The organism is Bradyrhizobium sp. YCK136 (assembly GCF_044570075.1).
In the GTDB taxonomy this organism is placed as follows: Bacteria; Pseudomonadota; Alphaproteobacteria; order Rhizobiales; family Xanthobacteraceae; genus Bradyrhizobium; species Bradyrhizobium diazoefficiens.
This window is the reverse complement of the sequence record NZ_CP172424.1, coordinates 4,309,139-4,332,833: the sequence shown is the minus strand read 5'-3', so window position 1 is coordinate 4,332,833 and position 23,695 is coordinate 4,309,139. Positions and strand designations below refer to the sequence as shown.

The following is a 23,695-nucleotide window of genomic DNA, read 5'->3' as shown; positions in this document are numbered from 1 at the left end:
TCCAGAATTTCTGCGACTACGGTGACGGTGCACTTAACCGGCCCACCAACTTAGATTGAATGCACTGTCACCGCCACCAAGCCCGGCTCAACCGGTTACTCGGTGACCGCTGCGCCAAGACCGGCTAGTAGCAAGGGGGGTAAGGTTCGTAGCCGCAGCGGCGATAGCCTCCGTAGGCTCCGTAAGCCCCGTAAGCAGCAGCACCAACCGCAGCAGCTCCGACGCCCACGGCAACTCCACGGCGCACGGCTGCACCACGATAGACGCCACCGCGATAGACACCGCCGTGATAGACACCAGCGCGACCAACCCCAACGCCTCTTCGATACGCGAAGGCGTCGGTCGAAACAGTCACGATGCAGGCGATGCCAATGATGACGGATGCGGTAAGCGAAACGATGGTTCGGCGCGACATGACCACACTCCCTCCTGGACTGGAACGGTTCGTCAGCGTAAGTCGCCAATGAATGGGTTTGTTGATTTAGAACAATGCGGGCCGCGATCTGGCTGCCGAGGTCATGACGGGACAGTGAAGCTGTCACGCTTACCTTCATCGGCATCAGCGAGAACCACACCGATTTCGGCTATGTACCTGACTTGCGCGACGCAAGGCTCAACCCGTCCTACCCGCTCCCCACAAGACCCATGCCAAGAAAGAGCAAGAGCCTCCTCCCTCGCCTTCGCAACGTCCGACGGGCCGCACGGTGGGTGCGCAAGACGTTCGCGCGCGCACCGCGGGCGGTTCGCATCGCAAGCAGCGCGGCGATCCTGCTTGCCGCCCTCGCGCTTCTGAACATCGCCTATCACGTCATCCGTAAGCGCGTATTTTACCGCACAGGCTACGCGCGCGGCTGGCCGCGGCGTCGCGTGACGCCGGGCCCCAGCAGTGTCATCGGAACGGCTTGGTTGACCTGAGCGTTCGAACGTCAGCCGCTATTCTCAGCTGGCAGGTTTTTTTGAGCGGTGCAGTTGAACGGCAACAGATCTTCGATATCGGCGTCTGGCGCGCGCTGGGGCAATTCGGTGAGCGCGTGACGTAGCCATGCATAGGGATCGACGCCGCATGCCCGGCATGTCAGCACCAAACTGTAGATCACGGCGCTTGCCTTGGCGCCGGCAACGGTGTCGCTGAACAGCCAACTTTTTCGTCCGGTGCAAAACGGCCTGATGTCGCGCTCCAGAACATTGTTATCGATCGGGGCGAGACCGTCACTGGTGTAACGGGTCAGATAATCCCATTGGTTGCGCGCATAGGCGATCGCCTTGCCGGTCAAGCTTTCGGGGAGGACCTTCGGCGCCTGGTCGTCGAGCCAGGTCCGGAAGGCGGCCAATACCGGCAGGCTATGCTGCTGGCGCAGCCGCAAGGTGTATGCGGCGCGCGTTTCGTCGTCGGGCGGCGTCTGGCGCGCCACCCTCTCGACCTCATACAACGCCTCGAAGAACTTGAGCGCCTGCAATGGCGGACCGCCGGGCGTCTTCCTGGCCTTGAGCGCATCGGTAAATTTCCTGCGCGCATGCGCCATACAGCCAAGATGGGTCGCGCCTGTCAGCGTGCCCCAGGCGTCATAGCCGTCGCTCATCAACAAGCCACGATAGCCGGCCAGGAAGGCCTGAGGATGTTCCTGGCCGCGACCGGGCTGGTAATCGAACAGCACGACCGGCTGCGCGCAGTCCTGGCCGCTGCGATAGGCCCACATGAAGGATTTGGCCTGCGCATCCCGGCCGTCCTCTTTCAGAACCTGGACCCAGGTTTCGTCGCCGTGGACCAGGGGCTGCGACCTGAGCTTTTGCTGTAGCGCGTCATAGACCCGATGCAGATGCAACTCGCTCGCCCGGATCACCCAGTTGCCCAGCGTCCCGCGGCTGATGCTGACGTCGGCGCGCCCCAGCGCGTCCGCCACACGGTACAGCGGCGTGCCGTCGACGTATTTGTTGGCGAGCACCAGCGCCAGCGTCGATGGCGTGGCGACGCTACCCGGCAGCGGCTGCGCCGGCATCGGCGCGGTCACGATCGGGGTGTTCAGCGCGGTGCGCTCGCAGTGACGGCAGGCATATTTGAACCGCACATGTTGCAGCACTGACGCCTTCACCTCGACGTGCAACTGCTCGGTGACGGTCTCGCCCATCCGATGCATCCGATTGCGGCAGCACGGACAGTCCTTTTGATCCTCACCCAGATCATGTTCGACGCGTTGGCGCGGCAGATCGTCAGGCAGCGGCTTGCGGCCGCGTGTCTTCGGTGCCGGCTTTGGAGCCTCCGGCAATCCCGTGTCCGGCACGGCGACCGCCTCGACATCGTCGTCGTCCCGGCTTTCAGCGGCGGCCTGCTCGGCTTCGTTGAAGATGCGCTCCTTGAGCTTTTCGCTCTTCGGCGCGTAGCGGCGCAAGCGCTCCAGGCGCAACTGCTCCTCAAGATGCAGGACGCGTTGCGCGAGTTTCTCGTTCTCCGCCTTCAGCGCCGCGAGCTCGGCCGCGTGCGCCGCGATCAAGGCTTCCAGCTCGTGCGTCGTGGGCCTGCGACTCATCGTAGTCTTGAATCGAAGTCATGCCGCCGCGTCAACCGAGTTCCATGCGGTGGCCGGCGTCATCCGATAGCGCTGATGACGCCGCCCGCATCGAACACGCTCAGCCCACGCTGTGATATTGCCGCACCGGATGACGACGCACCGCCGCGATGTTGATGCCGTCAAGCAGCCAGTGCAGCTCCTCCGTCGTCAGCGTCAGCACCGCCTCCTGACTTCGGGGCCAGTGGAATCTGTCGGCCTCCAGCCGCTTCAGCAGCATCCAAAATCCTGACCGGTCATAAATCAGCAGCTTGATCCGGTCGCGGCGACGATTGCAGAACGCGAACACCGCGCGCTGGAACGGATCCAGCCCCATCGACTGCTCGACCACGATCGCCAGGCTGTTGATGCCCGCCCGGAAGTCAATCGGTTCGCGGTGAAGGTAGACCCGAAGATCAGACGCCAGCCGGAACATCGCAACGCCCCAGCGCTTCAATCACCGCCGACAGCAACTGCGCGTCGCCGCCTTCCAGCGAAAGCGTCACGCCGTTGGGCATCGATGCCGTCAGCCGCCCTGCACAGGATCGCTCCGTCGCGCAAACCGCGATCGCGCCAGCAGATCGAGTTGGCGACGGCGACGGCGCGCGAACCGGAACAAAGGCTGGCGCAATCGGCGCCTCCGGCTGGCCATCCCCGTTCTGACGTTGTCGCTTGGCCACCCATTTGCGCAGCAGGTTCGCGTTCACGCCGTGTTGCAACGCCAGCCCCGCCAGCGACACGCCAGGCTGCAGACAGGCCTCGACCAGCCGCTGTTTGCTGGCCGGATCATAGCGACGCCGCCCATTGCGCAACACGCCGACCGTCTCAAGTCTCAAAAGTTCTTCTGGAGTGATCATCGATGGTGTCCACCTCGTTCATGGTGGACACCTCATCCCATCCCCGCGCTCAACTGCATAGGTGCGTAGAAAGGAGCGCTTACCGTCATCCGCAAGCCGACCGAGCTGTTCGTCAGAGCTGGCCCTTCGTCGGCAATTCCCTCGACAAGGAGCCGGCCGGGACCTGGCGGCAATACGCCCCCCTCTTCCGCGCCTTTTCCACCGCGACGATCACGCCCGAATTGCTGGCCGCGCTGGCGCAGGTCGAGAGTTCTGGCAATCCGGTGGCGCGCACTTACTGGCGCTGGCGATTGAGCCTCAATCCACTCGCGATCTACCGGCCCGCCTCCAGCGCCGTCGGCCTCTTCCAGATGACCGATCCGGCCCTGGCTGAAGCCGCGCGGTTCTGTGTCCACGGCAACGCGGTCACGGAGACCGGCTGCGGGTCTACGTCCTTCTACATCCGCGCGATCCCGAGCCACGCCATCGAGCTGGCGTCGGTGTATCTGGACCGCCAGGTGGCCATGGTTCTCAGCCTCGCGGGCGATGTGAAGGCAAGTCGCGAGCAGAAGCAGGATCTGGCCGCCTTCATCCATCTCTGCGGCGCAGGTCCCGCCACGGCCTATGCACGCCGCAAGTTTCAGATGATCGCGGGCGAGCGCTGCGGCGATCACCTTGTCGCGGGCTATGTCGCGAGGGTCAATGCGATGAAGCGGCAGTTTCTGCGGCTGGCGGCGGATGGCGACGGTTAGTCCGTAGACGGTTAGTCCGTAGGATGGGTAGAGCCCTTGCGAAACCCATCATTCCACGACGGCTATTGATGGGTTTCGCTTCGCTCTACCCATCCTACGAACTGCGAACTATTCACCACCAGTACGGCCACCGCCATCCCTCATAGCGAACATACGACGACACCAGCGGCGGGCCGTAGGGATCGACCCGGTCGTCTTCGGGGCGATAACGATAGCGGGGAATGACATTGTAATCCCACGGCGTTGGCCTCAGGACGGGCGCCGTGACGATGAGCCTCTCTTGCGGTGCACGAACGACTTGCGCCTTCCGCGCCCGGGCTTCAGCGCCTGATATCCCGAGGTTGCACAGCACCAGCGCCGTTCCGAGAGCGCACACGACGGCTATTTTCTTCATGCGTTGGTCTCCTTGCGACGAGAGTGCAAAAGGACTCAAGGCAAGGCAAGCGAATTCGCTCTCGACCTGCATGAATGACGCTCTCGGCCCTGGCGGATTTCGGCTGCCGCTCACGAGGCCTGAAGAGGTGGGTTTCACAACCTGCGGCGCCTGGCAGGTTGCGAAGCCAACTCCACCGCTCGCCCGGCCAGCGAAGCCGGACTTGTCCCGCCGAAGCTCCGAGAGCGAAGGCGGAAGCGATACCCATCATTCGGCATGACGGGTTTCGCCGGGGGGCCCAACCTGTCCCACGTTCGACGTGCCGTTGGGTCCCGTCAGTGCCTGGACTTCAGTCCCCTCTGGACTTCAGTACGCTCGCTTTGTGCTCGTGCCGGTGGTCGGCCTCGTGCTCGCGCCGGTCGTTTGACCTGGAGCGGCGTTCGTCGCGGCGGGGCTGGTGGTCTTCGAGGCCTTCGCGTGGCGCATCGCGTGACGCTTCTTATGTCCGGGAGCGTAGCTGGAAGCGCCCGGCTCGCCTGTCTTGGACCCCATTTGCTGCATCTCCTGACCTGGCGCCTTGCTCGACACACCCTGAGCAAACACGGCTGGCGCCGTCGCCACGAGAGCGGCAGCAGAGAGCGCAATGATCTTGGCTTTCATGTCGTCCTCCTCTCAACATGCCCTCCCAATGCAACGAAATGAACCAGCGCCCGTTCCCCTGAACGGTTGTTCATCGTGACAACAGCCCTGCTCAACCCATCGCTTTCGCCGCCGCAACGGGACGATGGGTCTTTCGAAGCGGATCATGCCGCGAGACAAAACCGGATCACGAGGATTCGATCAGCATCGGTGAACCGAGCTCTTCGAAATGAAAGAGCTGAAAGACCCGCTGGCCGTTGAAGTCGAGCACTCTCAAATCATCGGTCTCGTGCAGATTGCTTTCGACCGCGTGAAAGTGCCCGCCGTAGCGCTCCCTGGCGAGCGACAAGGGAACCTCGAACGCGACGAACTTGCCAATACCTTTTTGCCTGAGCACCCCAAGGAGCTTTTGGTCGTTCAGGGATTGGTGCGAGGTGAGAATGAGCAGCGGACCGCTCGCCGTGAGCAGCAGAAGCGATTTCATCGGATCCTCCTTTGCGCCCCCGCCCTACCTGATCTTCGCCAGGCACTCCTTCAGGCGCTCCAGCTCCGTCCGAACTTGTGCCTCCATGGCGTCTTGCAATGCGAGTATGCCCCTGCTGGACAGTTCTGCAGAGGCCTTTTTGTCCAGATTCTGCTTCCAATCCCGGATGCCCTGCCTGGTCGCCCTTTGCGCCTCCGACGTCGTCTTGACGTACTCCTTCATGCAGGCGTCGGCCATCGCGCATGTCTGGCACTCCTGGGCGGCGGCCGGACTTGAAAGAAGCAGGGCGAGTATCGCGGTGGGGACCCTCATGGCGCTTCCTCCCCCGACAGCATAGCACGTCGCAGGGATGCCTGGGGGAGCACGGCTGTTTCAGCAACCGTGGCCCGCCATAATTTCTCCTTCGCACGCGCGTTGTGTTGGACAAATGTGAGGCCTATCCTTCCGACGATCGGACTGCCGCACTCCCATGAACGCCCGACTGGATGGAGCGCGCATCGATGCCTGAAGCGAACGACCCCAAACCTGATGTCCAGAAGCCCGATGCCCACAAGCCGGGCGAGGTGCGCGCCGATGGCGGACTGGCGCGGGCCTACGACCAGATCAAGAGCGCCAATGAAGACCTTGCGCGGCTGGACCGGCTGGTTTCCGGAATGGAACACGGCGGCGAGGCCCTGCGGACCTCGCAAGCCAGCGCCGGTACGACAGCAGCCGAGCCCCCTAAGGACAAGGCGCCGGATCGCAACGTTCGCGATCAAGGCCTGAAAGGAGATCGGACCATGCTGCGCGCTTTGGTTGGCCTCGTGCTGGCGATCGGCATTCTCGGTGCCGCCTTCGCTTCGCAATATCGTGATGAGGCCAGGTCGATCAGCAAGTCGATCATGGCGCGATGGGCTCCGCCGGCCAGTCAGCCCCGGCAAACGGCCGCGGTTGAAACTCCGGCGCAGCCGACGGCACTGCACCTGGCGGCGGCGGATGAACCCACTCCGGTGCCCGCACCGCCGCCCGGCAAGGAAACGCAAAGCGCTCCAACACCTGGTGCTCCAACACCTGGCGTTCAAAATCCTGGCGCCACACTGCCTGACCAGTCATCGTCCGATCTTGCGCAATCGCTCAAGACCATCACGAGCGAGCTTGCGAACATCAACGGTAAGCTCGAGCAGCTGAAAAGCCGCAACGAGCAGACGCAGCGCGAGCAGGCCGACACCATTCAACAGCTCAAGGCGGCGCGGGAGAAGGATGCGGCCGACAATGCGCGCCTCGCCGCGCAGGTCCAGGCGCTGCAAACGCAACTGACGGCTTCGTCCACGCCTGCGGCCGCGAAACCCGTCGTGCGGAGCGTGGTGAACAACGATACGGCCGCGCCGGCACGGCCGCACGTGCAGGCGGCCGCACCTCGGCGGCCCAGGCCGCCGCCGCGCGGCCCCTGGATGCCGCCGCCCTATATGGCCGACCCTTACGGCGATCCGGATTGGTAAGCCGTTAGCGAGCTCGCAGGACGGGCGAGCGCAGGCGCTCGACCCATCCTGCGAACGACGCTCTACGCCCGCCTCACCGGACCTCGCACACCGACACCTTGGCCGCGATCCCGGTCAGCTCGCGCTCTGGCATTGGGAGCTCCTCATCCGGATCGGGGGCCTCGCCGACCGAGACGTCCTTCATGCGACGCTTGACCTCTTCGCATGTCCTGCGGACGTCTTCCGTGAACAGCGCGCATTCCTCGATGCGCTTGAAGATCTTCCGTCCCTCTTCACGATACCCCGCCGCTTTCGCGCATGAAGGCAATGGCATCGTGGACCTGGGCCGTCAGCGCCTCGCATTTTTGCGCGGCGTCGATCAGTTCGGCGCCCATGGCCTCGATCTCCTTTGCAGCGGACTCATAGTCGCGAACCACCGCCTCCGCACTGAGCGCGCCGACCCGCGTGACCCCCTCGGTGTGCTCGACGTAATCAGGAAGAGCAATTGAAGCGATCGAGCTTCCCGCGCGGACCGATGCAATGTCCGCCTCGAGTTGGACCAGGTTCACCCCGTCCCGTCTGCGCAATTGTTCAACACTTGCCATGATCAGTCCCTCCCAATACATGACCCCGAACCCCAAACGGCGATCAGTGTATTCCGTGGGTAAGCGGCCTCCTCACCCGATCTGCCGTTGACAGCCTCAGCTCTGCCATTTTTTCCCAATTTCGGGCGCGGCACGCAGCGATGATCGATGTCATCGGCGCTCAACCTGTCCTAGTTGCGGATCGCGTGGCGGGCTCGTGGACGCGTGAGCGGTTCGCGGCGGGCTACGAGCCTCAGCCGCCGCACCTGCCCACCGTGCCATCATACCCCTCTCTTGCCCGACGGGTCAAATTCACTTCGGTATTTCAGAACCATTGAAATCGCTGGCGATTTCTAATGTGCATGGGGTTGTTTTCAACATTTTTGCCGGGAGCGCGCTCAATCGCCTCTCAGGCTCAGAATGTAGCTAGAGAGCGCCTCGGCCTGCTCCGGCGAGATCACCAGATTGGGCATGTTCTGGTGGCTGGTCCGCCAGAACACCTTGAGCGACAGCGCGGTGGTTCCTTTCCGGTCGGCGACGGCCTGGAAGCTCGGAGCCAGGTCGAAGAATCCGGCCATGTGCGGCTCCACGGCGTGGCACGTCTGGCACCACGCCTGCGCCAGGCGATGTCCTTCCTCTGCCGTGCGTGAGGAAGGCCTCGATGCCCCCGCGGCCGTGTGGACGACGCTGAACAGAAACAGCAACGACAACAGGATCAGGATGCCGAGGCCGATATAGATTCGAACGCTGCGCGACATGGTTTCACCTCGCCATTGCTGCGTAACTCGAAGCGTAGGTCGGTGCGAGCGGACCAGGTTGACCTGCATCAAGAGAGCGGATCCCGGCAGGGCAACTCCCTCAGCACGCCACAAGGTCGGTGTGGCCAAATCCCTTGGAATAGTCGAGCAGCGAGATCACGGTCGGCGTCAACGCGATCAGGCGAACCTCGGACGGTTTCGGCACGGCGAGGCCGGTGGCCTTCTGTTCCGGATAGCGTGCCATCAGCAGGCCGATCGCCTTCTCGGCTTCGGCCGGATCGGTCAGGATTCGGGCCCGCGCGGCCATGGACAGGCCGGTGATTTCCATCACCTGCGCCGGGTCGTCATCGATCGCAAGCGAGACCCGATCGTCTCGCGACAGGTTTTGCGCCTTCTGGCTGTCGATGCCGCACAGGAAATAGATGGTGAAGCCTTCGTTCGCGTAGCCGACGGTGGTCACCTGCGGCCAGCCGTCCGGCCGCAACGTCGCGATCCGCATGGTGCGGTGCTGGTCCAGCAAGGTCTGGATCTTTTGTCTGATTAGATCGTCCATCGCGCCCTCCGCAGATCTTCCTCGAGAAGGATAGTGAGCGGCTCGCGCAATGGGGTTGATGCACCTCAAGTCACGGCGGCCGGCATTGACGGAATCATGGCCTCACGGGGCTTGCGCCCATTCCACGATCGGGGAGATATCACCATGAACGGCAACCGCTATTACGGCGTCCGCGTCGAGGGCGCTAAATACGGCGTCGGCTTCGGCTCGGCGCTCGCCATCGCGATCTCCTACACCAACAACCATTCGATCCTGTGGGCGATCATCCACGGCATCCTGGGCTGGCTCTACGTCATCTTCGTTGCGCTGTTTCGGTGACATCGCACCGGCAGGCAGCCGCCTGCACGCGCACGCCCCAGCTTTCCCTTGCATTCTCCGGTTCCGCCCCTACGGTGCGCCGCGCAACGCCACCCGAGACGAGACCTGCCATGCCCGACGCCATGAAATGCCCGAACTGCCAGTCGGAGCACGCCTATCAGGACCGCGATCTCTGGGTCTGCCCGGAATGCGCCCATGAATGGAGCGCTACGGCCGGCGCTGCGGCGGATGCGCCGCAGGAGGCGGGCGTGCGCGATGCCCATGGCAACGTGCTGACTGATGGCGACAGCGTCATCGTGATGAAGGACCTCAAGGTCAAGGGCTCCTCCTCCGTCGTCAAGGGCGGCACCAAGGTCCGCAACATCCGCCTCCAGGACGCCACCGACGGCCACAACATCGCCTGCAAGATCGACGGCATCGGCGCGATGAATTTGAAGTCGGAGTTCGTGAAGAAGGCCTAGCGCTACGCGCCCAGCAGCGCGTCATATCCCTTCGCGCTGAACGCCAGCAGACAAAACCCGTGCCCGAACGGATCGGCCAGCATCGCGATCCGTCCATACGGCGCATCGCGCGCGGGCGCCTCGAGCACGGCACCGGCGCGCACCGCGCGCGCGACGGCGGCATCGACATCGTCAACGACGACATCGACATGCAACGGCGTCCAGTGCCGCTCGTAGCGGCGGCGGTCGCTGCCGGCGCCCAACGTGCCGGCCTGCTTGGTCAGCAGGTAGATCGGCGCCGGCCAGCCGAGCAGTTCGACGAAGTCGGCGCCGAAGCGGCGGCCGACCGTCAGCCCGAACGCTTCGGTGTAGAAATTCGTGGCGGCGGCGACGTCGGGGACGTCGATGTTGAGCAGCAAGGTCATGGCGGGCTCGTCAAGTTACGGCGTGCCCGGGAGCGTAGCCGGGATGGAGCGTCGCGCAATCAGGGATAGTGCCGCACGTCCCGCCCCGGATTTCGCTTGCGCTCCATTCGGCTTGTGCAGATGCGTTCACCGCTGCCGTTGCGCCAGATAAAACCCGCACAGCACCGTCACGAGGCCCGCGGTCTGCAACATCGTCGGCGGCTCGCCGAGCAGGAGCCAGCCGGTGAGCAGCGTCAGCGCCGGCACGCAGGCCGGGAACACCGCCGCGCGGGCGACGCCGAGCCGCTGGACCGAGACGGCGAAAAGATAGAGCGCAGCCGGACCCGCGAGCACGCCCTGCGCCAGCGCCTGGATCGCATTCTCCGTCACGCCGATCGCAGCGACGCGGGCGGGCCCGCCGGTCAGGAGATAGGCCGGCAGCAGGAGCAGCGACAGCACGTTGATGACGAGCGCCGCCGAGACGGCGGAGACGCGCCAGTGGCGCAGCAGCGCGCCAAAGCCTGCGAACATCAATCCGGTCAGCACGAAGATCAGATCGCCCTGCACGCCGTCGGCGCCGATATGGCCGATCGATTCGGCGCCGATCACGCCGAGGCCGCCGACGATGACGATGGCACCGGCAAGGCGCGAGGCGGAGATCTTCTCTTTGAGGAACATCGCGGCGAGCAGCAGGCCGCCGAGCGTCGCCGAGGACGGCTGGATCACGCTGCCATGGCCGAGCGGCACGAACAGGAAGCCGGTGTAGGAGATCAGCGACATCACGGGGCCGCCAAGCACCATCAGCGCAAGGCCCCTGCCCCAGCCGATACCGCAGAGATCGGAGATCCCGGCGCGGGCTACCAGCGGCAGGAACACGATGCCCGACCAGACGTAGCGATGCACCAGCAGATCGACCGGCGTGAAGCCGACCTTCAGCCCGTGCCGCGTGCCGGCAAAGCCGAGCGCCCAGAACAGCGCCGCCGACAGGCCGCAGACGACGCCGAGAAGCGCCGGCGCCGCATCGTTCTTCTGAATGAGAGCGTCAGCGCCGCTCGTCCGCTGATCCATCGGCAAGCCTTATGTCAGCGCGCTCATCCGCTCAACCCACGCGGTTGCAGGTCTGGCACGCGGCCGAGAGGCGAGGATTCCCGTAGCAACTTGTCATGCATGTGGTCCGTGTGATCGAGCGCGACCGCAGTGGCGTTGCCCTTCGGCGCGATCCATTCCGCGTCGTCGGTGAACAGCGCGGCGATCGGCGTCACGCGATGAAAAGGTCTTCCAGGCGTTCAGGACGACGTCTTTCGGGCAGGTCACGGCGGGCTCTCCGGCTGCATTGAATTGAGAGCCGCCTTCTAGGCCGCCATGCGCGTTGCGGCTCGCCACAATCGGACTCGGTCATCCCGCGGCCCTTCCGCCCGCACGAGCTTGCGCTATCATTCGGCCATGCTGAGCTTTGCGACCTGCGACGCCGCGCGCCTGCGCCGCGATCCCCGCTATGATGGCCGCCTCTTCACGGCGGTGAAGACCACGGGCATCTATTGCCGCCCGGTCTGCCCGGCCAAGCAGCCGCTGACGCGCAACGTCGCCTATTATCCGACGGCAGCCGCAGCCGAGGCCGCGGGTTTCCGGCCCTGCCTGCGCTGTCGTCCCGAGACCGCACCGTTCTGCCCGGCCTGGAACGGCACGCGCTCGACGGTCACGCGGGCGGTGAAGCTCATCAATGAGGGCGCGCTCGACGAGGATTCCGTGGTGACGCTTGCGATGCGGCTCGGCATCTCCTCGCGTCATCTGGCGCGGCTGTTCGAGCGCCATGTCGGCGCAACGCCACAGCAGCTTGCCAGGACGCTGCGCGTCCAGCGCGCAAAACGCCTGCTCGATGCCGGCGGTCACACCATGACTGACATCGCGTTCCAGGCGGGTTTCGGCAGCCTGCGCCGCTTCAACGCCGCGTTCGCCGAGCTCTACGGCCGCTCGCCGTCAAGTTTGCGCGACTATCAGAAAAACCCGGGGCTGAGATCGAGGCCGTAGGTCAGGCTCAGCACGAACACGAACAACGCGGCGGCCGCGAACAGCGCGAGATGCCTGATGATAAACTCACGCGGCGAGGTGCTGGCAACAACGGCTTTTTGCGCAACGGGCATGAAACGGCCTCCAGTATGATTCCAGAATTGGCCGCTCAATATGCGGCGCGCGCATCAGGCGCCGTGATCTCCGAAACAAGTATTAAGGAGATCACACTCGTCTTGAACCGCCGTACACAGCGAGGCCGTCGCGCGATGCTTTTGTCGCGCCGGCTTCTCGATCCGCGCACGCAAAGAAAAACCGCGCTCATGCAGGAGCGCGGTTCCAAAGTGACGCGGAAAATTCTGAAACCCGACGGTTGCGAATTCATGCACGCGACAGCGGCACGATGCGCACGCACCGTGCCTGTCGCATGAAGCTTAGCGGGCGCTGCCCACGGTCGCGGTCTTCAGCTTGCGCGGCGACAGAACGCTGGCCTGAAGCGCCGTCACGCTGGTGGCGGGCGCCGAGGCCTGCTGCTCGACATGCGCGGCACCGAGCACGCGAACCTGCAACGGGGAGACCGGGAAACCGTTGGCCTCATAGGCCGGCAGCTCGGCGGCGAAGGTGGCAGTCGAGCCCGCGATCGTGAGGGCGGCGACTGCGATCGACAGCGTCTTCTTGTTCATTGATGATGCTCCAGGAGGAAGTCTCGGAGCACATCTAAACCTGATTTGCTGCATTGCGACATGCGCCGCTGCATTGCAACAACGCGCTTGGCGCATGGCGATATGTTTAATGCGCACAAGGCCTTGGCCGAATCCCCGCCGGCCGCGACATGGCGCCTTTATAGGCGCTGCTCAGCCACCGAGCACATTGCCCCAGCCGTCGAAGACATAGGCCTTCCAGGCCACGGTTCCATCGTCGCGCGGCCGGCTGGCCCGCCGATAATCATCCGCCTGTTCGGCGGTCCAGGTGATGATCCTGTCGGAGAGAAGATCGTGCAGGATGGCGGGCTCGGTGGGGTCGAAGGCGTCCATGGGACGAAGCGAGGAATGCGTCATGGCCGCACCAACGCGCAAGCCGCCGCAAGGTTGCAGCGAAAACACCGCGTCCAGACGATGCGCACAGACGAGCCTACCCGGCCCTGTGAGAGGGGGCGCATCATGATCGTCACGAAGCGCGGGTCGGCCGCCCGCACGCCTCGCGCCTCAGCATGACGGATGATTTTATTTCAGCGCGGTCGCCAGCGATTGCAGCTTCGCAACGAGATTGGTGCCGAGCGCGTAGATGATCTCGATGATCGCAAGCGCGATCCCCGCTGCGATCAGGCCGTATTCGATCGCGGTGGCGCCGGATTCATCGGCGGCAAAGTCGGCCAACAGGCATTTCAATTTCAAAACTCGTGTCCTTCCCAGCGAATACCGGACGTTACCGGTGCGAGAGAGATGCCAGACCTCAATCCAAGATTGAGTAAATTCGGCCGGCTCAATTTGACGACAATGAACGCAGCATTTGCAGGCCATTTCCCGCTCCAAAGCTCCGGAACCGCAATGGAACCCGCGTTGCATCTTCGCAACACCTGCTCGAAAAGCCTGTTCCAAGCTATTTGCGCCATTGCGCCGCCACACCGTCCTCCGAACAATCGACGCGCTGCGTGCCTTTCTGTGCAAGACTGTTCGACGAGACGCGTTCGAACAGAACCGTTTGGAGGCAGGGATCATGGACGATCGGCGGTCTCTTCTGGTGGCAGTCGCATGCCCCTCGGCCGTCATGGCCGGCTGGCTGGCGCTCTCTCTGTCCGCCTATGCCCCTGCCCTCATCGAGAACAGCGGCGCCAATGCAGCCACCGTCTCACGCGCAAAGGATCTCGGCCGCCTCGACCTCGCCGACGTCCCGCGCGCTGCGACCATCGAAGATGGCATCGCCCTGACCGCCGACATCGCCGCAGCGGTGGCTCAAGCCCCCGAGCCGGCAAGCGCTGAAGCAGCAGTGCTCGAAGTGCCCGCCCCCGCCATCAAGCTCGCCTCGGCCGATCCCGCGCTGATCTTGCCGAGCACGTCGCCCGCGCCGCAGATCTTGCCCGAGCCGGCGCCCGTCGTCAGCGAGGCCGTACCGGTGCAGGAGCCCGTCAAGCTCGCATCCGCCGATCCCACCGAGATCGTGGCGACCGACGCGCTGTCGCCCGCGGCGATCGCGACCGGGCCGGCCGCAACCGAGAGCAAGGCCTCGCCGTCCGCCGACACCGTCGCCGTGCTCGACGAATGCTTCGTGATGGATGCCTGCATCGACCGCTATCTCTGGGCGCTCTACCAGCGCACTCCCAAGGAGGATTCGATCAAGGTCGAGGAGCGCCGCGCCGTCACCGTCAAGCGCAGGGGCAAGATGGTCACGGTGATGCGCAGCTTCACGAAGCTGGTCGACGAGGACTTCGGCTGGAAGGATCCGAAGGCGGCCGAGCACGCCGGCATGTCGATGATGGATTACGTCATCGGCGGCATGGACAAGAGTTTTAAGCGCAAGCTGTTCCGCACGCTGCTCGCGGCGGAAGCCGCCGGCCTCTCGCCGGGGATCACCAGCGCGTTTCGCGACGACTATCGCCAGTCGATCGCGAGCGGCCTGAAGGCCGCCTCAGACCGCTCCTATCATGGCGGCAGCACGCGCGGCGGCTACGGCCACGGCATGGCCGCCGACATCGTCTCGACCGCCGGCAACAACCGCGCGCAGCGCTGGGTCTCGACCGAGGTGCTGTGGAAATGGGTCGATGCCAACGGCAAGGCGCTCGGCATCGGCAGGCCCTATCTCGGCCGCGATCCGCCGCATGTCGGCCCGGTCGACGGCGCGGAATATGTATCGAAGCGCGGCTCGGCGGACCGCAGGGAAGCCGCCAACGCCAGGCCGAAGAAGATGCGGGCTATGGCCAGCGCCAAGCCGCCAAAGGCACAGGCCGCGCGTGAGAAGGCGAAGCCGCAGAAATCGGCGCAATCGGCCGGCAAGCGGGCGACCTGAACCGTTACGGCTTCCGCGTCGGCAGCGGCACGAGACGCATCTCGGCTGATCCCGCTTCCTGCGTACGCACCAGCACGGCAAAGATGGTCTCGACCGCGAGCCGCACCGCCGCCTCCATCGCCTTTCCCTTGGCGAGATGCGCCGCGATCAGGCCGGTGAGGAGATCGCCGGTGCCATAGGGGCGGATCGGCAGGCGCGGCGTCGCAAAGCGCGACAATTGCCCGTCGACGCAGAGGATCGTCTCCACCTGCCCGTCCGGCGTATCCGCGAGTGTGCAACCGGTGGCGACGACGTCGATGCGGCCGGTCCCCGCGAGCGCCGCGCACGCCGCGCGCAAGTCCTGCGCGTCCGCGATCGTGATGCCCGAGAGCAGCTCGAGCTCGAACTGGTTCGGCGTGGTCAGGTTCGCCGCCGGCAGCAGGCGGTGCCGCACCACGTCCAGAATGCCGTCGGCGACATAGACGCGGCCGTCATCCCCGATCACGGGATCGCAGAGATAGATGAGCTTGGAATTGCGGTTCAAGGCGCGCTCGACGAAATCGGCGACAACGGCGGCATTGCCGGGCGAACCGAGATAGCCGGTGACGAGCACCGCGGCCTCGTCGACGAGATCGCGCTCCTCCACGCCTTTCAGGAGATCGGCGACGAGCTCGGTCTCCAGCACCCGCCCGCGCAGGCTCGGATAGCGTGGATGGTTCGACAGCAGCGTCGTCGGCACCGCCGCGACGTTCACGCCCTCCGCCTGCATGGCATAGGCGGCCGCGCTGTTGCCGACATGGCCGTGGACCACCTGGCTTTGAATGGAGATGACGAGCATGTGGCGGTCCGTAAGGTTAAATGCTGAGCGAGGCAAGGGTAGCAAGCGGAGCCCGGATGGAGCGAAGCGTAATCCGGGAATTGGCCCCCCGCTGAGCCCCCGGATTTCGCTTCGCTCCATCCGGGCTACAAGACTTCATACCCAAGCTCCGGCCGCAGCTCCTGCATCTTCCGCGCCAGCCGCCGGTGCCCGGTCTCCTCCGACCTCGCCAGGTGGTCGGAGACCGCGACATGGTCCGCATCGCTCTTGTGCTGGTTGAGCTTGGCCTGCCCCTCGATTTGGTCCACCACGAGATCGATGACGCGGATCGCAGCCAACATGCTCTCGCGCTTGTCCGGCTCCATCTGCGCGAGGTCCCAGGGCTGCTTCGGCAACCGCGCCTCGGCGACCGCGAGCAGCGCATCGCCGTGCCCGCGGTTCTCGTCGAGCCCGCGCAGATGCGCCACGCCCGACAGGTGCACCGCCTCGTAGAGCCAGGTCGAGAAGTTGTCGCGCGAGGAATACCAGTCGTTGGAGATGTAGGCATCGTCGCCGGCAACGATCAGCAGGAAACGCCTGGTACCGTCCGCGAGCGGCACGAGCGGATTCTTTGCGGTGAGATGCATCTGCACGATGACTTGCCCGTCGCGCTGATCCAGCACGAACGGCACGTGCGAGGCGCGCGGGCCGCGCTCATCCGCCGCAACGATCACGCCGAAGCCGCGCTGCCCAGCGAATTCCAGCGCGCGCTGCTCCTCGATGCGGAATTGGGGACGGAGGACATGCATGGCGCGGCGCTCGATGGCTGGACGAAAGATGTTGCGAGGCTACCTCATCATCCGGCGAAATCCGAAACGATATTGGGTGCAAACGCGGATGTCAGGAATGATCTCGGCGCCGTGCCAGCTCGCCGAGATAGGCGCAGAACATGTCGGCGAGCCCCTCGGCATGGCGCGCGATCTCCGCCGCGCTGCGCGGCGTCTCCGAGAAGCGCTTGCCGACCTCGCTCAGCGTCGTCGTGATCAGTTCGCCGGCGACAGCGCGCGTCGCATCCGATGTCTTGGGCAGCGCCTCCCGCATGAAGGCCGCGACGATGCCCTTGCCGGCGGCCCGCGCATCGTGTGCCTCGGGCGCATCGCGATAGAGCGGCGCGGCGTCGCTGAGCGCCGTGCGGATCGCAGCCTCCTCGCACTCGGAGCGAATGAAAGCGTGGACCAGCGCGCGCAGCCGCGCCGGCGGCGGCTTTGCCCGCTCCGCGAGGATGCCGCGCAAGAGCTCGCTCGTGCGTTGCCACTCGTCGCGCTGGAGGCGGAACAGGATCGCCGCCTTGTTCGGAAAATATTGATAGAGCGATCCGACGCTCACCCCGGCCCGCTCGGCCACCCGCGCCGTCGTGAAACGCTGCGCGCCCTCCTTCGCCAGGACCTGAACAGCCGCATCCAGAATGGCCGCCACAAGCCCCGTGGAGCGGGCCTGTTGCGGCTGCTTTCGCGAGGAAATTGAACGGCTTCGACGATCGGCCATGGCGCGCCTGGGGAATGCGAATAGGAAATCAAGCACGCGCTTCTTCGCGAACCCTGGAGGCAACGAATGACCACCCCAACCATCACATCGCTTGCGCCGCTGCTGGACCGCCTGTTCCTCGAGGCCGAGGCAACACGGGGCGCAACGCTCGCAGCCGTCGCCGATTTGTCCGACGCCGACCGGGCGCGGATGATGCGAAGCAAGACCGATTACGCCGACCTCTACGGACGCCTGAAGGACGTCCCGCTCGCGGTCTCCCGCGAGACCGGCGCCCTGCTCTACATGCTGGCGCGCAGCTCCCGCGCCAGAACGATCGTCGAGTTCGGCACCTCCTTCGGCATCTCGACCCTGCACCTCGCCGCGGGCCTGCGCGACAATGGCGGCGGCCGTCTCATCACCAGCGAGTTCGAGCCGTCCAAGGCAGCGCGGGCACGCGACAACCTCTCGGCCGGCGGGCTGCTCGATCTCGTCGAAATCCGCGAAGGGGATGCGCTGAAGACGCTCAAGGCCGATCTCCCTGAAACGATCGATCTCGTGCTGCTCGACGGCGCCAAGGCGCTCTACCCTGAGATCCTGGATCTGGTCGAGGGCCATCTCAAGCCGGGCGCGATCATCGTCGCCGACAATGCCGACGACAGCCCCGACTATCTCGCGCGCGTGCGCATGCCCGGCAGCGGCTACATCTCCGCGGCCTTTGCCGAGGATGTCGAACTTTCCGTGCGGATCAACTGACGCCACGTCGAGGCGCCGCGATGCCATGGAGCCGCTGCGCGATTCATCGCGCGGCGGCTTCGCGTCATCGGCGACAGACCGCGGAACATCACGTCCGCGTCCGTGTCGCACCCTCGTCACTCACATGTGATAGCAGCTACCAGCAGAGCGATGTTCCACGTGCTAAACATACCTACCGCGCGGTATCTTTCCTGCGCTACGCCCGAGCCTGCCATGACCTCCGCCTTCAATGCCTACACCGCGCTTGCCCTCGCCATCGTCTCCGAGGTCATCGCGTCCGCCTTCCTGCAGCAATCCGCACAGTTCACGCGGCCGTGGCCGACGCTCGCCATGGTGCTGTTCTACGTCGCCTCGTTCTACGCGCTGTCGGTCGCGCGGGTGATCCCCCTGAGCATCGCCTATGCGATCTGGGGCGGGGTCGGCATCATCCTGACCGCCACCGTCTCCTTCGTGCTGTTCCGCCAGATGCTCGACGCCGCGGCGTTCGTCGGCATCGGGTTGATCGTATCCGGCGTCGTCATCATCAACCTGTTCTCGGAGACGATGGTGCACTGATGCCGGCCAGCGCCTATAGCCGCGCCAAGCAGCCCGAGCAGGTGCGGCGCGCCCTGCTCGACCACGCTGCGGCCATTGCCACGGACCATGGCGTCTCCGGCATCACGGTGCAGGCCGTGGCGGCGGCGGCCGGCGTCACCAAGGGCGGCCTGTTTCATCACTTCGGCAGCAAGCAGGCGCTGATCGAGGGCCTGTTCGCCGATCTGCTCGCCCGCGTCGATGCCGAGATCGACGCCGCAATCGAAACCGATCCCAAGCCGCGCGGCAGCTTTACGCGCGCCTATGTCAATGCGGTGTTCACCGGCAAGGCGTTCGGCTTCACCACGCCCTGGGCGGCGCTGAGCATGGTGGTCGTCACCGATCCGTCACTGCGCCGGCTCTGGAACGACTGGATGAAGGCACGCCTGAAGCGGCATCGCGCGACCGACGGCACGCCGGAGCTCCATGTCGTGCGCCTCGCCGCCGACGGCGCCTGGCTGTCCTATGTCACGACCGGACAGACGCGCATGAACGCCGAGCTGCGCGCCGTGCACGGCCGGCTGATCGCGCAGACCTATCGGCGCGGATAGCGACCTTTTTGTCGGCGCTGGCTACTGGCTTGTCACTGGCTTGGGCGGACGCGGCGCGGATCGGGAGGATTTTGCGCCGGGCTTGGCCGCGGCTCGCGGTGGCGGCGCATCGACGGACTCCAGATACGCGGCGAGCGCCTTGGCGGAGTCAGAGCTGGTCGCGTAGTGGTCCTTCAGGAACCATGACAGCGTCAGGCTGAAGCGCCCCTTGGCAAGACCGCGCGGGCTCCGGTGGCAGGTCGCGCAACCATCGGCAAACAGCTTTTCGGCCGACTTGCCGGCATCGAGATTTTGAGCGGATGCGACCGTCGCCGTCAGTGCGGCGGCGGCTGCGAGAATCATCAGGGGCGCGATCAGGTCGCGCCCTGGCCGAAAGTGCGAAGTCAAATGTCGTCCCCTAGCCCCGTCTTGCGGTCACGCCGCCAGCAATTGATCGAATTCGGGCTGCGCGTAGGCCTTGCCGTCCTGGTCGGTGATGACGACCCGCCATCCCTCGCTCGCCCACACCCTTGCCTTCGCCACGATGAGCAGGCGGCTCTCGCGGGCGAAACTGTACTTCTCGTTGTCGCGTTCTGCGATCATTTTGTAGGCCAATGCGTGTCCCCTTGCGTTGCCCCTGCACCCGGTTCCTCGTGGCAGCGGGCTTTGGCGGCAATTCGCCGGGAGCGTGGCAATTTGGTGCCATCCGCAGGCAGCATCGCACCGGCGCACCCGCAGCCGGGTGACCGGATCGAACGCGTGCCGCGTTCGGCAGCTGGGGGCCGGCCCGTCACATCAGCAACGGAACCGATCGCGCCACCTCCGAACTCCGCTAATGGACGCGGATGATGTGCGGACGGCCGAGATCGATCAGCCCCTGCACCGCCGACAGGCGATCGTCCAGGGCCGCGATCGTAAGCAGCAGATTGTTGCGCCGTTCGTCGAGAAGACCCATCTCGGCGCCGGAGAGTTTGGCGTTCGCCCGCTGCTTGTGGATGCTTTCGAGCGACTCGCGCAGTGTGGCGATCAAGCCGGTCAACTGCTTGACCTCTTTCGTCATGGACCGCTTCGCGACATTTTGGCGGCGCGTCTCCGCCTGGCTCTGTCTCATCGTCATCCTCCCGTGCCCCGCTGCCCCGAGTGGATGCTTACAGCTTTGGGTAGACATATTACGATCGATGAAATCTGCCCGCGAAGAACTTTCTTAAATTGTACGCGCAGGGAACCCGACTAACAGAAAGCCCGGCGCGAGGGCCGGGCTTTCGCAATGACGTTAGTGCTTCTCGTGACCGCCACCGGGACCGCCGGCCGGCGCGCCACCACGCGGAGCGGCGTTGATGTGCTGAGCACCGCCGCCCGGATGCGGCATCGCAGGTGCTGCCGCGCGCGGCGCCGGCATCTGCGCATGGGCATTCATCGGCGCGCCATGGCTGACGTTCGGCTGCGCCACATGCGGCGTCGCGGGCCGGGCCGCAGGCGCGGCCGACACGCGCGGAGCTTCATGAGCACGCGCCATCGGCTGCGCACGCGTTACCGGCTGCGGCTGCGGCTGCGCACGCGTTGCGGCGCGGCTCGCCGCATGCTCGTGCATCATGCGCGCCTGCGCGTCGCGCGGGTTGCGGTTCTGCTGCACGGTCGTCCGCGCATTCACCAGGCGATCGCTTCGCCCGACGCGAGTCCGGTCGGCCGCAACCGCAGCGTCGCGCTTGGCGATGGCTGCGTCATGCCGTGCCGTCACGGCATCGCGTCCGGAGATCGCGGCGGCGCCCTTTGTATTCGCGCCATTGCGCCCCAGTGCGATCGCCGCATCGCGTGTCGCCGCACGGCCGATACGGGCCGCACTCGGATCAATCGTCATCCGCGTCGCGAAGCGCTCGTGCGAGCTCCAGTAACTATTCCAGTAGGCATGGCGGCGATACCAGGGCCGCCCCTGATAATAGCTCGACCAGTACGAGCTCAGCACGAAGGGCACGACGGGCACGTCGATCTCGTCGACATAGTCGGGGAGATAGACGTAGTGATTGCGGTAGAGATATTCGAGATATTGCGACGACACCCAGCCGCGATCGTCGGAGAAGCTCACGTCGCACCAGGCATTGCCGCGCAGGCAGCCATGGATGTTGACGCGGGCGCCCTCGGGGATGCGATCGACCACGGGGAATCCCGACCCCGGTCCGGCGCGCAAGCCGGTCGAGACGGTGACGATGCCCGGCGCGGCCAGCGCGGCCGTCGGGGCGAGTAGCAGTGCTGCAACCAAAATGCTTCTGAGTCTCATGGCGTATTCCTCCTCTGCGAGTCGGAACGCGCAGAAGGAACGAGCGTTCCTCCTAGAGCTGCCGCATCAGCCGAAAGATTGAATGCGCGCGGAGTTCAATATTCATCCGCCGTTCATCGGTACGACGAGCGCAACACGGCGAACGTCAATTCACCGGCAGCATGAACCCGTCGAAGTACGACGCGAGCCCGGCAAGATCGTCGAGCCGCAGCACGTTCGCGACGTATTGATCCGGCCGCACGACGACCATGCAACCGGCCTTCCGATCGATGCCGCGCATCGCAAACACATCGTGACCGCTCTTGAAATCCGGACAGAACATCTTTTCGTAGTCAAGCAAACCGTAGCGGCCTTTGCGCGGCAGCAGCAGCGGTGGCATCGCCTCGATCGCAAGCTCGCGATGATCTTGCTGAAACACCGCGCGCAGATCGATCACGGCGTCGATGTCGGCGCCTCCCGGGGTATATCGTCTCACCGGCGATTCCCCTGCCTCGGTGAGAAAATTGCACAATGCACGAATGGCGGAGCCGGCCGCCGCCGGATTCTCCGCGCCGGAAAATGCATAGATGCGGAAGCGTCCGTCGGCCTGCGCCGCGTGGCCGAGATGAACGGGCTTTGCGTCCGCCAGCCGGATCACCGGCGCGGAATGGAAGCGCTTGCCGATCACGAGGCCTTCCGCAAGATGCTGATGGGACAAGGCCCCCGTGAGGACCGAGGGCGTGTAATGCGTCGCGGTGCCGGCCGTATAGCGGCCGTGCCGGACAAAATAGTCCTGCGTCATGGCGGCATCGGCGCCACCGGCCTTGGCCGCAGAGGCCAGAATCCCCGACCATTCGCGGTCGAAGTCGATCAGCTCTTTCGCGACGGCCTGGCGCTCCGCCGAATAGGAATGCAGCAGGCTTGGCGCACTTTGTTTGTGGAGCACGGCGGCGAGCTTCCAGCCGAGATTGAAGGCATCCTGCATCGAGACGTTCATACCCTGCCCCGCCTTCGGGCTGTGGGTATGGCAGGCATCGCCGGCGATGAAGATGCGCGGCAGGCGGGTCGCGGTCTCGGCTTCCGGCACGTCGTCGAACTTGTCGGTCAGGCGCTGGCCGATCTCGTAGACCGACCACCAGGCGATCTCCTTCACCTCCAGCGTATGCGGTTTCAGGATCCGCTGCGCCTTGGCGATCACGTCATCGGCGGTGATGTTGCGGCTGGCGACGCGCTCGCCGACGTCGAGCTTGGCGAGCTCGACATAGATGCGCACCATGTAGCCGCCTTCGCGCGGAATGATCAGCAGGCTGCCGTCCTTCGCCGACTGGATCAGGGCCTTGAAGCGGATGTCCGGAAAATCGGTCACCGCCAGCACGTCCATCACGCCCCAGGCGTGGTTGGCGGAATCGCCGTGCAGTTCGCGGCCGATCGACTTGCGTACGGTGCTGCGCGCGCCGTCGCAGCCGACGACATAGCGCGCCCTGATCGTCTCGACCTTGCCCTCGTTTTCGGCGTCGACGCGTTCGAGGCGCACGGTCACGGCATGGTCGGCAGGCCCCGCGGCCGGATCGACCTGGAGGTCGAGCAGGCGGCGGCTGTAATAGGGCTCGAGCTTGGCCGGCGATTTGCGCATGACGTCGAGAAAGCCGTCATGGATGCGCGCCTGGTTGAGGATAACGTGCGGGAATTCCGACAGCCCGTCCTCCACGTCCTGCACCCGGCCGCTGCGGACGATGGTCTCGGGCCGCCGTTCGTCCGGCTTCCAGAACGTCGTCTCGTTGACCCAATAGGCTTCCTTCAGCACGCGCTCGCTGAAGCCAAAAGCGTGGAACATCTCCATGGTGCGGCAGGCGACGCCGTCCGCCTGGCCGACCGACAGCCGGCCCGGCTTCTGCTCGATGATGCAGGTCTTGATGTCAGGAAATTGGGCAAGCTGGGCCGCGAGCGTCAGGCCTGCGGGCCCACAGCCGACGATGAGGACGTCGACCTCGTCGGGCACGCCGCCCGCTGCACCGGGGGCCTGAACGCGTTCAGCGGGATCGGCGATTTCAGGGTCGCCCGGCTGAAATCCATTGAGATGGAATTGCATGAGCACCTCTCCCGTCAACGTCTTCTTCGATATTGCTCAGTATGCT

The 23,695-nt window shown here is 65.1% G+C and carries 34 protein-coding genes and 1 pseudogene; 11 read left to right on the top strand and 24 right to left on the bottom strand.

Annotated elements, in window-relative coordinates:
- Positions 1-708: 708 nt before the first annotated feature.
- A complete protein-coding gene (locus tag ACFLEY_RS20780) occupies positions 709-915 on the top strand; it encodes a hypothetical protein (RefSeq protein WP_396604744.1) in 207 nt (68 codons plus the stop codon).
- 11 nt (positions 916-926) lie between these two features.
- Here the strand turns inward: ACFLEY_RS20780 and tnpC are convergent, their stop codons facing one another.
- The 3 genes from tnpC to tnpA all read right to left on the bottom strand — a co-directional run bounded on the left by tnpC (position 927) and on the right by tnpA (position 3,400).
- The gene (tnpC, locus tag ACFLEY_RS20775; RefSeq protein ID WP_018270215.1) at positions 927-2,525 is read right to left on the bottom strand and encodes an IS66 family transposase; all 1,599 of its coding nucleotides are present in this window, start codon (positions 2,523-2,525) and stop codon (positions 927-929) included.
- 100 nt (positions 2,526-2,625) lie between these two features.
- A complete protein-coding gene (tnpB, locus tag ACFLEY_RS20770; protein WP_018270214.1) occupies positions 2,626-2,979 on the bottom strand; it encodes an IS66 family insertion sequence element accessory protein TnpB in 354 nt (117 codons plus the stop codon).
- Positions 2,960-3,400, bottom strand: a complete 441-nt coding sequence (gene tnpA / locus ACFLEY_RS20765) for an IS66-like element accessory protein TnpA (RefSeq protein ID WP_035693717.1) — start codon at positions 3,398-3,400, stop codon at positions 2,960-2,962. The genes tnpB and tnpA overlap by 20 nt, the downstream gene beginning before the upstream one ends.
- Before the next feature lie 87 nt (positions 3,401-3,487).
- Between tnpA and ACFLEY_RS20760 the strand changes: the two are divergent.
- Positions 3,488-4,131: pseudogene (locus tag ACFLEY_RS20760) on the top strand (transglycosylase SLT domain-containing protein).
- A 112-nt stretch (positions 4,132-4,243) separates the two neighbouring features.
- Here the strand turns inward: ACFLEY_RS20760 and ACFLEY_RS20755 are convergent.
- From ACFLEY_RS20755 to ACFLEY_RS20740, 4 genes are all read right to left on the bottom strand, one after another.
- On the bottom strand, positions 4,244-4,525 hold the full coding sequence (locus ACFLEY_RS20755) for a hypothetical protein (protein WP_082757249.1): 282 nt from the start codon (positions 4,523-4,525) through the stop codon (positions 4,244-4,246).
- A 345-nt stretch (positions 4,526-4,870) separates the two neighbouring features.
- Positions 4,871-5,164 (bottom strand): hypothetical protein, encoded by a 294-nt coding sequence (locus tag ACFLEY_RS20750; protein ID WP_060911814.1) that lies wholly within the window; start codon positions 5,162-5,164, stop codon positions 4,871-4,873.
- Between the two features lie 166 nt (positions 5,165-5,330).
- Positions 5,331-5,627: a hypothetical protein gene (locus ACFLEY_RS20745; protein WP_028171212.1), complete on the bottom strand. Its 297-nt coding sequence runs from the start codon at positions 5,625-5,627 to the stop codon at positions 5,331-5,333.
- A 24-nt stretch (positions 5,628-5,651) separates the two neighbouring features.
- Positions 5,652-5,939 (bottom strand): hypothetical protein, encoded by a 288-nt coding sequence (locus tag ACFLEY_RS20740; RefSeq protein ID WP_011087017.1) that lies wholly within the window; start codon positions 5,937-5,939, stop codon positions 5,652-5,654.
- Positions 5,940-6,112: 173 nt separating this feature from the next.
- Between ACFLEY_RS20740 and ACFLEY_RS20735 the strand changes: the two genes are divergently transcribed.
- Positions 6,113-7,105: a hypothetical protein gene (locus ACFLEY_RS20735; protein WP_060911813.1), complete on the top strand. Its 993-nt coding sequence runs from the start codon at positions 6,113-6,115 to the stop codon at positions 7,103-7,105.
- Positions 7,106-7,377: 272 nt separating this feature from the next.
- On the opposite strand, the gene ACFLEY_RS20730 is transcribed toward ACFLEY_RS20735, so the two are convergent.
- The 3 genes from ACFLEY_RS20730 to ACFLEY_RS20720 all read right to left on the bottom strand — a co-directional run bounded on the left by ACFLEY_RS20730 (position 7,378) and on the right by ACFLEY_RS20720 (position 8,979).
- Positions 7,378-7,689: a hypothetical protein gene (locus ACFLEY_RS20730; RefSeq protein WP_249163128.1), complete on the bottom strand. Its 312-nt coding sequence runs from the start codon at positions 7,687-7,689 to the stop codon at positions 7,378-7,380.
- Between the two features lie 377 nt (positions 7,690-8,066).
- Positions 8,067-8,426, bottom strand: a complete 360-nt coding sequence (locus tag ACFLEY_RS20725) for a cytochrome c (protein ID WP_028171209.1) — start codon at positions 8,424-8,426, stop codon at positions 8,067-8,069.
- Positions 8,427-8,526: 100 nt separating this feature from the next.
- Entirely contained in the window at positions 8,527-8,979 is a 453-nt protein-coding gene (locus ACFLEY_RS20720) for a pyridoxamine 5'-phosphate oxidase family protein (protein WP_060911812.1), read from the bottom strand.
- A 144-nt stretch (positions 8,980-9,123) separates the two neighbouring features.
- Between ACFLEY_RS20720 and ACFLEY_RS20715 the strand changes: the two genes are divergently transcribed.
- On the top strand, positions 9,124-9,297 hold the full coding sequence (locus ACFLEY_RS20715) for a hypothetical protein (RefSeq protein WP_018644642.1): 174 nt from the start codon (positions 9,124-9,126) through the stop codon (positions 9,295-9,297).
- Between the two features lie 110 nt (positions 9,298-9,407).
- Positions 9,408-9,758, top strand: coding sequence for a zinc ribbon domain-containing protein YjdM (locus tag ACFLEY_RS20710; RefSeq protein WP_028171207.1), 351 nt, complete (start codon positions 9,408-9,410; stop codon positions 9,756-9,758).
- A 2-nt stretch (positions 9,759-9,760) separates the two neighbouring features.
- Here the strand turns inward: ACFLEY_RS20710 and ACFLEY_RS20705 are convergent, their stop codons facing one another.
- From ACFLEY_RS20705 to ACFLEY_RS20695, 3 genes are all read right to left on the bottom strand, one after another.
- Positions 9,761-10,162, bottom strand: coding sequence for a VOC family protein (locus ACFLEY_RS20705; RefSeq protein WP_028171206.1), 402 nt, complete (start codon positions 10,160-10,162; stop codon positions 9,761-9,763).
- Between the two features lie 126 nt (positions 10,163-10,288).
- On the bottom strand, positions 10,289-11,209 hold the full coding sequence (locus tag ACFLEY_RS20700) for a DMT family transporter (RefSeq protein ID WP_028171205.1): 921 nt from the start codon (positions 11,207-11,209) through the stop codon (positions 10,289-10,291).
- 23 nt (positions 11,210-11,232) lie between these two features.
- Positions 11,233-11,403, bottom strand: a complete 171-nt coding sequence (locus ACFLEY_RS20695) for a hypothetical protein (protein WP_246740264.1) — start codon at positions 11,401-11,403, stop codon at positions 11,233-11,235.
- Between the two features lie 181 nt (positions 11,404-11,584).
- Between ACFLEY_RS20695 and ACFLEY_RS20690 the strand changes: the two genes are divergently transcribed.
- A complete protein-coding gene (locus ACFLEY_RS20690; protein ID WP_211433920.1) occupies positions 11,585-12,169 on the top strand; it encodes a bifunctional transcriptional activator/DNA repair enzyme AdaA in 585 nt (194 codons plus the stop codon).
- A 50-nt stretch (positions 12,170-12,219) separates the two neighbouring features.
- A complete protein-coding gene (locus tag ACFLEY_RS20685) occupies positions 12,220-12,579 on the top strand; it encodes a hypothetical protein (RefSeq protein ID WP_211434671.1) in 360 nt (119 codons plus the stop codon).
- A gap of 3 nt (positions 12,580-12,582) precedes the next feature.
- Here the strand turns inward: ACFLEY_RS20685 and ACFLEY_RS20680 are convergent, their stop codons facing one another.
- The 3 genes from ACFLEY_RS20680 to ACFLEY_RS20670 form a co-directional block, all read right to left on the bottom strand.
- On the bottom strand, positions 12,583-12,831 hold the full coding sequence (locus ACFLEY_RS20680) for a hypothetical protein (protein WP_028171202.1): 249 nt from the start codon (positions 12,829-12,831) through the stop codon (positions 12,583-12,585).
- A gap of 171 nt (positions 12,832-13,002) precedes the next feature.
- A complete protein-coding gene (locus ACFLEY_RS20675) occupies positions 13,003-13,206 on the bottom strand; it encodes a hypothetical protein (RefSeq protein WP_028171201.1) in 204 nt (67 codons plus the stop codon).
- Between the two features lie 165 nt (positions 13,207-13,371).
- The gene (locus tag ACFLEY_RS20670; RefSeq protein WP_027542544.1) at positions 13,372-13,536 is read right to left on the bottom strand and encodes a Flp family type IVb pilin; all 165 of its coding nucleotides are present in this window, start codon (positions 13,534-13,536) and stop codon (positions 13,372-13,374) included.
- A 328-nt stretch (positions 13,537-13,864) separates the two neighbouring features.
- Here ACFLEY_RS20670 and ACFLEY_RS20665 point away from each other — a divergent pair, with 328 nt between their 5' ends.
- Positions 13,865-15,151, top strand: a complete 1,287-nt coding sequence (locus ACFLEY_RS20665; RefSeq protein ID WP_038966823.1) for a hypothetical protein — start codon at positions 13,865-13,867, stop codon at positions 15,149-15,151.
- A gap of 4 nt (positions 15,152-15,155) precedes the next feature.
- Here the strand turns inward: ACFLEY_RS20665 and pdxY are convergent, their stop codons facing one another.
- From pdxY to ACFLEY_RS20650, 3 genes are all read right to left on the bottom strand, one after another.
- Positions 15,156-15,968 (bottom strand): pyridoxal kinase, encoded by an 813-nt coding sequence (gene pdxY, locus ACFLEY_RS20660; RefSeq protein WP_211433922.1) that lies wholly within the window; start codon positions 15,966-15,968, stop codon positions 15,156-15,158.
- A gap of 125 nt (positions 15,969-16,093) precedes the next feature.
- The gene (locus ACFLEY_RS20655) at positions 16,094-16,735 is read right to left on the bottom strand and encodes an FMN-binding negative transcriptional regulator (RefSeq protein ID WP_060911809.1); all 642 of its coding nucleotides are present in this window, start codon (positions 16,733-16,735) and stop codon (positions 16,094-16,096) included.
- 91 nt (positions 16,736-16,826) lie between these two features.
- On the bottom strand, positions 16,827-17,471 hold the full coding sequence (locus tag ACFLEY_RS20650; RefSeq protein ID WP_060911808.1) for a TetR family transcriptional regulator: 645 nt from the start codon (positions 17,469-17,471) through the stop codon (positions 16,827-16,829).
- Between the two features lie 66 nt (positions 17,472-17,537).
- Between ACFLEY_RS20650 and ACFLEY_RS20645 the strand changes: the two genes are divergently transcribed.
- From ACFLEY_RS20645 to ACFLEY_RS20635, 3 genes are all read left to right on the top strand, one after another.
- Positions 17,538-18,203, top strand: a complete 666-nt coding sequence (locus ACFLEY_RS20645; RefSeq protein WP_060911807.1) for an O-methyltransferase — start codon at positions 17,538-17,540, stop codon at positions 18,201-18,203.
- Positions 18,204-18,416: 213 nt separating this feature from the next.
- Entirely contained in the window at positions 18,417-18,758 is a 342-nt protein-coding gene (locus ACFLEY_RS20640; RefSeq protein WP_060911806.1) for a multidrug efflux SMR transporter, read from the top strand.
- Positions 18,758-19,327, top strand: a complete 570-nt coding sequence (locus ACFLEY_RS20635) for a TetR/AcrR family transcriptional regulator (RefSeq protein ID WP_060911805.1) — start codon at positions 18,758-18,760, stop codon at positions 19,325-19,327. Before ACFLEY_RS20640 ends, ACFLEY_RS20635 begins: the two co-directional genes overlap by 1 nt.
- A gap of 21 nt (positions 19,328-19,348) precedes the next feature.
- Here the strand turns inward: ACFLEY_RS20635 and ACFLEY_RS20630 are convergent, their stop codons facing one another.
- The 5 genes from ACFLEY_RS20630 to ACFLEY_RS20610 form a co-directional block, all read right to left on the bottom strand.
- Complete coding sequence (locus ACFLEY_RS20630) at positions 19,349-19,669, bottom strand: hypothetical protein (RefSeq protein WP_011086999.1); 321 nt, start codon at positions 19,667-19,669, stop codon at positions 19,349-19,351.
- A gap of 72 nt (positions 19,670-19,741) precedes the next feature.
- On the bottom strand, positions 19,742-19,909 hold the full coding sequence (locus tag ACFLEY_RS20625; RefSeq protein WP_171901263.1) for a hypothetical protein: 168 nt from the start codon (positions 19,907-19,909) through the stop codon (positions 19,742-19,744).
- A 229-nt stretch (positions 19,910-20,138) separates the two neighbouring features.
- On the bottom strand, positions 20,139-20,417 hold the full coding sequence (locus ACFLEY_RS20620; RefSeq protein WP_028171192.1) for a hypothetical protein: 279 nt from the start codon (positions 20,415-20,417) through the stop codon (positions 20,139-20,141).
- A 162-nt stretch (positions 20,418-20,579) separates the two neighbouring features.
- Positions 20,580-21,581: an SH3 domain-containing protein gene (locus ACFLEY_RS20615; RefSeq protein WP_161535101.1), complete on the bottom strand. Its 1,002-nt coding sequence runs from the start codon at positions 21,579-21,581 to the stop codon at positions 20,580-20,582.
- Positions 21,582-21,726: 145 nt separating this feature from the next.
- Positions 21,727-23,649: an FAD-binding monooxygenase gene (locus ACFLEY_RS20610; protein WP_060911804.1), complete on the bottom strand. Its 1,923-nt coding sequence runs from the start codon at positions 23,647-23,649 to the stop codon at positions 21,727-21,729.
- Between the last annotated feature and the right edge of the window lie 46 nt (positions 23,650-23,695).